Here is a 372-nt window from a genome sequence, read left to right as displayed (position 1 = left end):
GTCCTGCCATCTTGATCCGCAGAAAATCCCGTACTGCTCCCGGACTGTTCAGAAATGATTCTGCTTTCCGGATTCTCGAAGCCAGAATATCCAGTGCCTTCTGAATGACCCCATCCTCGATTTCTGCCCCATAAGGGGGAAGGTCTTCCGTCTGTACCACACATGCGGTTTGGTGAGTGTCGGCCTTTATCTGTCTGGATTTTCTGGTTTTGGTGATTGCGTCCATGCTGTTTCTCCTTGTTGTCGGGTTGTTTCATGCGTTTTGGAGCCGTGTCGCAGAGCGCAAGGAGAAGAAAGCAAGGAGAGAACGGAATGGCCCGAAGTCAAAAAATGGTGCGGCCAGCGCGCAGGGTTACCGAGCACTGCCACGGT

The 372-nt window shown here is 52.7% G+C and carries 1 pseudogene; it reads right to left on the bottom strand.

The window, feature by feature from the left end:
• Positions 1 to 226: pseudogene (locus IV91_RS0114245) on the bottom strand (hypothetical protein); the annotation flags it as partial.
• Positions 227 to 372: the final 146 nt, after the last annotated feature.

This window comes from Ferrovum myxofaciens (assembly GCF_000735045.1).
GTDB classification, from domain to species: domain Bacteria; phylum Pseudomonadota; class Gammaproteobacteria; order Burkholderiales; family Ferrovaceae; genus Ferrovum; species Ferrovum myxofaciens.
Note: the sequence above shows the minus strand (reverse complement) of the source record. Positions and strands in the feature narration are given on the sequence as shown.